Below are 9,004 nucleotides of genomic sequence, written 5' to 3' on the forward strand. Positions count from 1 at the left end.
AGCACAAGTCGGCCTATCTGATGGCCGTGGGCGGCTCGGCCTATCTGGTGTCCAAGGCCATCAAGGCCGCCAAGGTCGTGGGCTTCGAGGACCTGGGCATGGAAGCCATCTACGAATTCGATGTGGTGGACATGCCTGTGACCGTGGCCGTCGACGCCGGCGGCACCAGCGCCCACATCACCGGCCCGGCAGAGTGGGCCGACAAGATCGGGCAGGGCAAGATCGGCAAGATCCCCGTGTCGGTGGCCTGATCCTGTACCAAATCGGGCCACCCCAATGGGGGAGGCCCGAAGCCCCGCATTGACCCCCTGAGCGCGGCGCCTTACGCTTGCTTGGCTGCACCGGCCAGGCAAGGCGGCAGCAGCTGCCCTGGGGAGGGTCCATGACGAAGGCTGCGCATTCCTGCTCCTTGCTATGGCTGCTGGCCTGGCCTGCACTGGCCTGGGGCGTGGAGCTGCGCTTCGCCCCCGAGGCCGACTACGGCCCCTTCGTCTACGCCGATGCCCAGGGCCAGGTTCGCGGCCTGTCGGTCGAGCTGCTGCAGGCCCTGGCACCCCTGGGCGGCTTCCAGATCCGCACCCTGCCCCCGCGCAGCCTGCATGAAATCCTGAGCGCCACCCAGCGCGGCGAGGTGGACCTCATCTCCTCCCTGCGTCCCACCGCGGAGCGCAGCCGCTTTCTCGCCTTCACCGAACCCTATATCAGCGTGCCGGCGGTGCTGGCCCTGCCAACGGGCAAGACCAGCCAGCGCGAGCTGGTCGCCCTGAACGGGCATGCCGTGGGCGTCGGGCGCGGCTATGCGGTAGAGGGCTTTGTGCGTGAGCGCTATCCCGGCGTGCGCTGGGTGAGCTTTGATGACGACCGCCTGGCGCTGCAGGCCATGGTGCGCGGCGAGGTGGAGGCCGTGGTGGCCGACCTGGCCTCCTTGCACTTTCTCAACCAGCGCGATGCGTCAGCGCTGCGCTTCGAGGTGCACCAGCACATCGGCTTCGAGTACTCGCTGAGCTTTGCCTATCCCATCGGGCGGCCCGACATCGGGGAGCTGCTGCGCAAAGCCCTGCGTGAGCTGCCGCAGCAAACGCGTCGCCAGATCACCCAGCACTGGGTACCGGAAGGGCGTTTCGCCTACCAGGATCCGCGCCAGGCCGATCTGCGCCTGATCGCCAGCCTCAGCATCGCCGCGGGCCTGCTCAGTCTGTTCTTCGTGATGCGCCATCGCGCACGCAAGGCCGGCTCATGAGCGACCGCCTCATGCCCGAGCAGCCAGCCGCCACACCACCGGGCCCGCCGGCCCTCTGGTCCCCCCTGCTCTGGGGGCTGCTGAGCCTGCTGGCAGCCCTGAGCTGCATCATGCTCATGCGTCAGCCCGGCAGCATCGCCCCGCTGTGGCTCAGCAACACCCTCATCGCCTGCGCCATGCTGGCCTACACGCCGCGCCGCTGGCCGGCACTGCTGGCCGCGCATGGTCTGGCGGTGCTGGGCGCCAATATGCTGACGGGCAGCCATGTCGCCATGGCGCTTTCCTTCGTGCCGGGCAATGTGCTGGAAGCCTGGATGGGCGCATGGCTGCTGCGGCGCCACGGCAATGTTCGCAGCGTGATCCACGAGCCCAATGCCCTGCTCCAGGCCCTGCTGTTCGGCCCGGCACTGGCCGCCGGCCTGGGGGCTCTGGCCGGCAGCATCACGCTCTTCATGCTCAGTCCGGCGGGGGACTTGCTCGGCACGTTCACCACATGGTGGCTGGGCGCTGCCCTGGGTTGGGTCTGCGTGTTCCCGCTGGGTGCCCTGGCTTTGGCACTGGGTCCGCGTCAGGCGCTGCAGACCTGTCTGCAAGCGCTGCAGCTGCCCCTGGCCCTGCTGGTCGCCGGCGTCACCCTGCTGGCCTTCAGCAGCCTGCCCTATCCCTACGTCTATGTGGCGGCCATCGGCATGCTGGCCGCCTACTGCGGGGGCTTTGCCTCGGCCAGCTTGGCCGCCCCCATCACGGTGGCCGCCTGCTTCGGGCTGATCTCACGCGGACTCATGGTGCTGCCTCCCCAGACCGGCCCAGGTGCCGACGCCCTGCACCTGCTGCCCTTGCTGCTGGCCGTGCTCAGCCCGCTGCTGCTGGGGGCTGCCCTGGAACAGAGCCGACGGCGCAATGCCGAGCAGCTGGCGCGACGGGAGGCGCGCTACCACAGCCTCTACACCCGGGCCCCCACCCTGCTGCACTCCACCGATATCGAGGGGCGCCTGCTCAGCGTCAGCAGCGCCTGGCTGCAGCACTTCGGCTATCGCGAGTCCGAGGTGCTGGGCCGCAAGATCTCGGACTTCATCAGCCTGGACCCGCAGGGACTGGCCTCACCCGAGCTGCTGCCCGTGCTCACCGCGGGCGAACCGGTCGAGGATCTGCCCATGCTGGCCCGACGTGCCGACGGCAGACTGCGGCGGGTACGCCTGTCCATGGTCTGGGAAGAAGATGCCGGGCGCGAGCAGGGCCTGTGCAGCATGGCCTCATTGCGCGATGTGACCGAGGAGCAGGCCCTGCTCAAGCGACTGGACGAGGAGCGGCAACTGCTGCAGACCACCCTGACCTCGATTGCCGACGGCGTGCTCAGCACCGATGAACAGGGACGGATCATCTTCATCAACCGCAGCGCCTCCAGACTCAGCGGCTGGGACATGAACGCGGCCGTCGGGCATGCGGTGACACAGGTGCTGAACCTGCGTGCCGCCCAGGACAAGGCCAGGACACTCGACCCCGTGGGCAGCTGCCTGGCCACCGGCCGGATGGAAACACTGCCGCCGGACTGCGTGCTGCAGGCCCGCGACGGCTGCAGCTATGCCATGACCGGCAGCGCTTCGCCCATCCACGACGCCACAGGCCATTTGCGCGGGGTCGTGATGGTGTTCCAGGATGTGAGCCGCGCACGTGAAGATGCGCGACGCCTGAACCACATGGCCCACCACGATGCCCTCACGGGCCTGCCCAACCGGGTGCTGCTGATGGATCGTATCGAGCAGGCCTGCTCCAGTGCGGCACGCAAGGGTCAGGGCTTTGCCATCGGCTTCGTGGACCTGGATCACTTCAAGCTGATCAACGACACCCTGGGCCATGCCATGGGCGATCAGCTGCTGCAGCTTGTGGCGCAGCGCCTCAGCGGCGAACTGCGAAGCACCGATACGGTGTGCCGCCTGGGTGGTGATGAATTCGTGCTCCTGCTCAGCGAAGTCCAGGGGCCGGAACATGCGCAGCGGGTGGCGGAGAAGCTGCTGCGTCAGGTGGCCGAGCCGATCGCCCTGGGCGCGCGCCAGGTCACGGCGAGCCTCAGCATGGGCCTGGCCCTGTATCCCGACGACGGACAGGGTGCCGAGGAATTGATGAAGCACGCCGATATCGCGCTCTACCGCGCCAAGCAACTGGGCCGCAACCGCTACTGCCTCTACGACCCGGCCATGGCCGCCACGGCGGTGCAACGCCTGCAGATGGCCCAGCAGCTGCGGCAAGACATGGAGGGCGAGCGTCTGTATCTGATGCTGCAGGCCCAGGTGGACGTCGAAGGCGCTCGCTATGTCGCAGCAGAGGCCTTGCTGCGCTGGGCACCGGGGAGCGGCCCCGAGGTCGGACCGGCCGAGTTCATTCCCGTGGCGGAGGAGAGTGGCCTGATGCTGAGTCTGGGCCGCCATGTGTTGCAGCTGGTGGCCCGGCTGCTGTCCGAGCGCCGCGATCTGCTGGAGTCGGAGCTGCGCCTGGCCATCAATGTGTCGCCGCAGCAGCTGGTCGACACCCGCTTTCCCGAGGACGTTCAGCGCCTGTTGCGCGAAACCGGCCTGCCCGCGCCGCGACTGGAGCTGGAGATCACCGAGTCCGCCCTGATGGGCAGCCCCGAGGAATCAAGACGGGCCCTGCTGCAACTCAAGAGCCTGGGCGTGCGCCTGGCGGTGGACGACTTTGGCACCGGCTACTCCAGCCTCAGCCACCTCAAGCACTTTCCGGTCGATGCGGTGAAGATCGACCGCTCCTTTGTCCAGGACCTGGACAGAAACGCGGGCGACCGCGCCCTGGTCCGGGCCATCATCGCCATGGCCGCCAGCCTGGGCCTGGAATGTGTGGCCGAAGGGGTGGAGACCGAGTCCCAAGTCCAGTTGCTGCGCGAGATGGGCTGCCACCTGATGCAGGGCTATCTCTTTGCCCACCCCATGCCCTACAAGGAGATGCCGCTGTGGCCGCCGCTGCGCCGCATCGAGCCGGAACACCGCCGCCTGCACTGAACCGCGAGGCTCAGCCTTGCACGCTGCGCACCACCCGCTGCGGGAAGGGAATCTCGACACCCCGTTCATTGAGCAGGCGCAACAAGGCCAGGTTCACATCCGAACGCGGCCCCCCCTGACCGTTTTCCGGATCAGAGATCCAGAAAAACACCGTGAGTTCCAGCCCGTCGGCCGCGAAATTGCTCAGCTGCACCGAGGGAGCCGGATCGACCAGCACGCGCGGCACCTGCAGCACGCGCTCCACCATCAAGGGCATCAGGGCTTCGACATCCGTGCCATAGGCCACCTGGACCACGGTGTTCAGCAGCACCCGCGGATCGGTCAGCGAGAGGTTCTCCACCCGGGTCGTGATCAGGGTCTCGTTGGGTACCACGGCCTCGCGCCCGCCCAGGGCCCGGATGACCGTGTAGCGGGTCTTGATATCGCTGATGCGGCCTTCGAAATTGTCCACGCGGACCATATCGCCGATGCGCAGGGAGCGCTCGGCCAGGATCACAAAGCCCGAGACATAGTTGGCCGCCAGCTTCTGCATGCCCAGACCGATGCCCACACCCAGGCCACCGCCCAGCACGCTGAGCGCGGTCAGATCGATACCCGCGGCAGACAGCGCGAACATCAGGCCGGCAAACAGCAGCAGGGCCCGGGTGATGTTCACCCCGATCTTGCGCAGCGAGAGATCGCTGGTCACATCGCGCAGCAGGCGAGCCTCGATGACGGCCGACAGCCACAGGGCCAGCATCATCACCAGCACCGCGGTCAATCCGCCCTCCAGCAGGGCGCGCAGGGACACCTGGCTGGCGCCAATCTTCCAGCGGATGCTCTCCATCTCGTCCAGGATCTCGGGCAGCAGGCCGGTGATCCAGAGCACGGACGCCCCCCAGGCCATCCAGGACACGCTGCGTTCCACCACCTTGACCCAGTTGGCCTCGGGCAGGGCGGCGCGCAGCACGCGGGCCGTCAGGCGGATGACCAGCAGGGACATCAGCACCGGCAAAGCCAGCTTGAACAGGGCGGGCGTGAGCTCCAGCCAGGGCAGCAGGCGCTTGGCGCCCAGGGCCAGCAGCAGGGCCAGCCCGGGGAACAGGGCGCCGTCCACCACATGCTGACCGAAGAGCACCGAATGCTTGAGCTGCTGCGAGGCCAGGCGCGGCTGGATCAGACGCACGATCAGCCAGGCCAGGCCCACACAGGCCACAAGCAGACCCAGCTCGGTCAGGACGGCCGGCTTGAAAAAGTTGCGGCCCAAGGCCAGCAATTCATTGATTGTCATCACGGGCTGATTCATGCCCGCATTGTCGCCGCAGCCCGACGGCCGGCGTTTGACAGAGGAGCCCGGCTGCGCAAAGGGTCGGGCTTTGCTATCGTCCGCCCATCATGCAAATGCCACCGCCCCCCACCCCGGCCCGCGCCGCCCGCATCGGACGACGCCGCCTGCTGCAGCAAGCCCTGGCCCTGAGCCTGCTGACCCCTGCTGCCCTGCTGGCCCAGGATCTGCCCGGCCTGGTCGCGCGGGCCAAACCCTCGGTGCTGCTGGTGGGCACGTTTGGCGCCCTCGACAGCCCCCGTTTCGGCTTTCGTGGCACCGGCTTTGTCGTGGGCGATGGCACTCTCGCGGTCACCGGCGCTCATGTGCTGCCGCCCTTGCAGATGGTGGAGACCCAGGAGCGCCGCCTGGCCGTGCAGGTCTGGGGTGCAGATCGCCAATGGACACCGCGCATGGCCACGGTGCTGATGAATGACCCGGCCCATGATGTGGCTCTGCTGCGCTTTGAGGGTCCGCCCGCGCCGGCATTGCGGCTGGCCAGTGATGCCCCGCCACCCGAGGGCAGCGATATCGCCCTGATCGGCTTCCCCATCGGCGGCCTGCTGGGCTACTCCCACGTCACGCACCGCGGCGTGGTGGCGGCCCATACGGCCATCAGCCTGCCCTCGCTCAATGCCCAGACGCTCAATGCCCGCAATGTGGCCCAGCTGCGCCAGGGCGCCTTCGAGATCCTGCAGCTGGACATCATCAGCTATCCCGGCAACAGCGGCGGCCCGGTGCTGGACATTGCCACGGGCGAGGTGGTGGGTGTGTTGAGCATGGCCTTGATCAAGGGCACGCGGGAGTCCGCACTGAGCTCACCCACGGGCATCAGCTACGCCATACCGACGCGGCATGTACGTGCGCTCATGAGCAGCGCACGCGTCGAGGACAAGGGCGGCAACAAGCCCTGAGGCGGCTCAGACGCCTGCCAGCACCCGCAGATGTGCGCCCACGCTGCGCGCCAGGGCGTCCAGGTGGTAACCGCCTTCCAGGCAGGACACGATGCGCCCCTTGGCGTGGCGCCGGGCCACATCCTGCAGGCGCAGCGTGATCCACTCGTAGTCGGCCTCGGTCAGGCCGAGCTGGCCCAGATCGTCCTCGCGATGGGCGTCAAAGCCGGCCGAGATGAAGATCATCTCGGGCTTGAAGCGCTCCAGGGCCGGCATCCACATGGCCTCGATCAGCTCGCGCACCTCGCCGCCCTTGGTGTAGGGCGGCACCGGCACATTGACCATGTTCTCGCCCTTGGGCACGGCGCCGCTGAAGGGATAGAGCGGGTGCTGGAAGATGCTGACCATCAGCACCCGGTCGTCGCCGGCCAGGATGTCCTCGGTGCCGTTGCCGTGGTGCACATCGAAGTCCACCACCGCCACGCGCTTGAGCCCGCGCACGTCCAGGGCATGACGCGCCGCCACTGCCACATTGTTGAAGAAGCAAAAACCCATGGCCTGGTCGCGCGTGGCATGGTGGCCGGGCGGGCGCACCGCGCAGAAGGCATTTTCCACCCGGCCATCCAGCACCAGATCGGTGGCCTGCACCGCGGCACCGGCGGCCTTGAGCGCGGCTGACCAGGTGTAGGGATTGGCGATAGTGTCCGGATCGATGGCCCGGGTCTCGCCGCTGGCCGCCAGACCCTCCAGCAGATCGCGGATATGGGCGATATAAGCGCTGCTGTGCGCACGCTCGAGCGCCTGCGGGCTGGCGTTGCTGGCATCGAAGCGCTGCAGGGCCACATCCAGGCCCGTGCCTATCAGCCAGTCCTCGATCGCATCCAGGCGCTGAGGACATTCGGGGTGGCCAGCACCCATCTCATGGCGCCGGCAGTCGGCATGGCTGATATAGGCAGTAGACATCGCGCTGGTGAAAGACTCGTCGTCTCTTGTTTTGAGTTATGTTCTCTCGCATGACGCTCAAGGAAGCCACAGCCCCGGCCGCTGCACTGACCGGACCTCTCGAGGCGCTGCAGCGCCAGATTAGCACGATCATCAAGGGCAAACCGGCCCAGATCCGGGACTGCGTGGCCTGCCTGATCGCCGGCGGCCATCTGCTCATCGAGGATCTGCCCGGCGTGGGCAAGACCACGCTGGCCCACACCCTCTCGGTCTGCCTGGGCCTGCGCTTCTCGCGCGTGCAGTTCACCTCCGACCTCATGCCCTCCGATCTGCTGGGCGTCTCGGTCTATGAGCGAGACAGCGCGCGCTTCGCCTTTCACCCCGGTCCGGTATTCGCACAGGTCTTGCTGGCCGACGAGATCAACCGCGCCGGGCCCAAGACGCAGAGCGCCCTGCTGGAAGCCATGGAGGAGCAGCAGGTGAGTGTGGACGGCCAGACCCATGCCCTGCCCCGCCCCTTCTTCGTGATCGCCACCCAGAACCCCAGCGAGCAGCTGGGCACCTACCCGCTGCCCGAGTCGCAGCTGGACCGTTTCCTGATGCGCATCTCCCTGGGCTATCCCGACGCCCAGTCCGAGCGCGAGCTGCTCATGGGCGAGGACAGCCGCGAGGCGATCAAGGCCCTGCAGCCCGTCATGACACCCGAGCAGCTGCTGCAGGCCCAGGCCGCCGTGCGTCAGGTGCATGCCTCCCCGGCCCTGCTGGACTATCTGCAGGCCCTGCTCGCCGCCACCCGCTCGGGCCAGTGGTTTGTGGAGGGCCTGAGCCCGCGGGCCGGCCTGGGCGTGCTGCGCGCTGCGCGCGCCCGCGCCCTGCTGGACGGGCGCGACTATGTCTCGCCCGACGACCTGCAGTCCATCCTGCCCCAGACCATGGCCCACCGCCTGCGCCCCAAGGCCGGTGCTGGCCGCGGCGCGCGCGAGCAGGTGCGCGCCATGGTCGAGGCCATCCCATTGCCCTGAGCATGAAGCTGCGTCAACGCTGGCAGGCCTGGTGGCAGGCCCGGCATCCGGCCAGCGACACCCACCGGCTGGTGCAGCGCAATATCTACATCCTGCCCAGCCGGCCGGGGCTGTTCTTCTGCGCCACCCTGCTGGTGCTGCTGCTGGCCTCCATCAATGACCAGCTCAGCCTGGGCTATGCCCTGACCTTTTTGCTGGCGGGGGCGGGTTTTGCCTCCATGCATGCCACACACGGCAATCTGCGCGGCCTGAGCCTGGACCTCAAGCCGCCGGCCAGCGTGCATGCCGGCCAGGACCTGCAGCTGGAGCTGCGCCTGCACAACAGCGGCCGCGCACGCTACGGCATCGGATTGCGCGTGGCCGGCGTGGGCGAGCCCGCCTGGGTGGATGTGCCGGCGGGTGGGCATGCTCAGCTCAGCCTGGCTTGTCCGGCAGCGCGGCGCGGCCTGATGAGCCTGCCCATGCTGCGCATCGCCACGCGTTTTCCCCTGGGCCTGTTCGGCGCCTGGAGCGTGTGGCGGCCGGCGGCCCAGGTCTGGATCTACCCCCGCCCCGAGGACGGCGCCCCGCCCCTGCCGGCCCAGGGGAAAACG

The 9,004-nt window shown here is 68.1% G+C and carries 7 protein-coding genes and 1 pseudogene; 6 read left to right on the forward strand and 2 right to left on the reverse strand.

From position 1 onward, the window contains the following. From ACK5F2_RS06650 to ACK5F2_RS06660, 3 genes are all read left to right on the forward strand, one after another. A partial coding sequence (locus tag ACK5F2_RS06650) for a fumarate hydratase C-terminal domain-containing protein (protein WP_409863668.1) occupies nt 1–251 on the forward strand: 251 nt, incomplete at its 5' end. 131 nt (nt 252–382) lie between these two features. After that, nucleotides 383–1,240 (forward strand): transporter substrate-binding domain-containing protein, encoded by an 858-nt coding sequence (locus tag ACK5F2_RS06655; protein ID WP_409863670.1) that lies wholly within the window; start codon nt 383–385, stop codon nt 1,238–1,240. Next, nucleotides 1,237–4,251, forward strand: a complete 3,015-nt coding sequence (locus tag ACK5F2_RS06660) for an EAL domain-containing protein (protein WP_409863672.1) — start codon at nt 1,237–1,239, stop codon at nt 4,249–4,251. The genes ACK5F2_RS06655 and ACK5F2_RS06660 overlap by 4 nt, the downstream gene beginning before the upstream one ends. A 10-nt stretch (nt 4,252–4,261) precedes the next feature. Here ACK5F2_RS06660 and ACK5F2_RS06665 read toward each other — a convergent pair whose 3' ends face one another. Beyond that, nucleotides 4,262–5,521 carry a mechanosensitive ion channel family protein gene (locus ACK5F2_RS06665; protein ID WP_409863673.1) on the reverse strand — a complete coding sequence of 420 codons (1,260 nt, stop codon included), beginning with the start codon at nt 5,519–5,521 and terminating at the stop codon, nt 4,262–4,264. Between the two features lie 104 nt (nt 5,522–5,625). Here ACK5F2_RS06665 and ACK5F2_RS06670 point away from each other — a divergent pair, with 104 nt between their 5' ends. Next, nucleotides 5,626–6,468, forward strand: a complete 843-nt coding sequence (locus ACK5F2_RS06670) for a serine protease (protein WP_409863675.1) — start codon at nt 5,626–5,628, stop codon at nt 6,466–6,468. Nucleotides 6,469–6,474: 6 nt separating this feature from the next. Here the strand turns inward: ACK5F2_RS06670 and ACK5F2_RS06675 are convergent, their stop codons facing one another. Continuing rightward, nucleotides 6,475–7,410, reverse strand: a complete 936-nt coding sequence (locus tag ACK5F2_RS06675; protein ID WP_409863677.1) for a histone deacetylase family protein — start codon at nt 7,408–7,410, stop codon at nt 6,475–6,477. A 50-nt stretch (nt 7,411–7,460) separates the two neighbouring features. On the opposite strand from ACK5F2_RS06675, the gene ACK5F2_RS06680 reads away from it, so the two are divergent. Both ACK5F2_RS06680 and ACK5F2_RS06685 read left to right on the forward strand, forming a co-directional pair. Beyond that, nucleotides 7,461–8,411, forward strand: coding sequence for an AAA family ATPase (locus tag ACK5F2_RS06680; protein ID WP_409863678.1), 951 nt, complete (start codon nt 7,461–7,463; stop codon nt 8,409–8,411). A 2-nt stretch (nt 8,412–8,413) separates the two neighbouring features. Continuing rightward, nucleotides 8,414–9,004, forward strand: a pseudogene (locus tag ACK5F2_RS06685) (DUF58 domain-containing protein); the annotation flags it as partial.

Origin of the sequence: Roseateles sp. (assembly GCF_046300915.1) — a bacterium.
Taxonomy (GTDB): Bacteria; Pseudomonadota; Gammaproteobacteria; order Burkholderiales; family Burkholderiaceae_C; genus Kinneretia.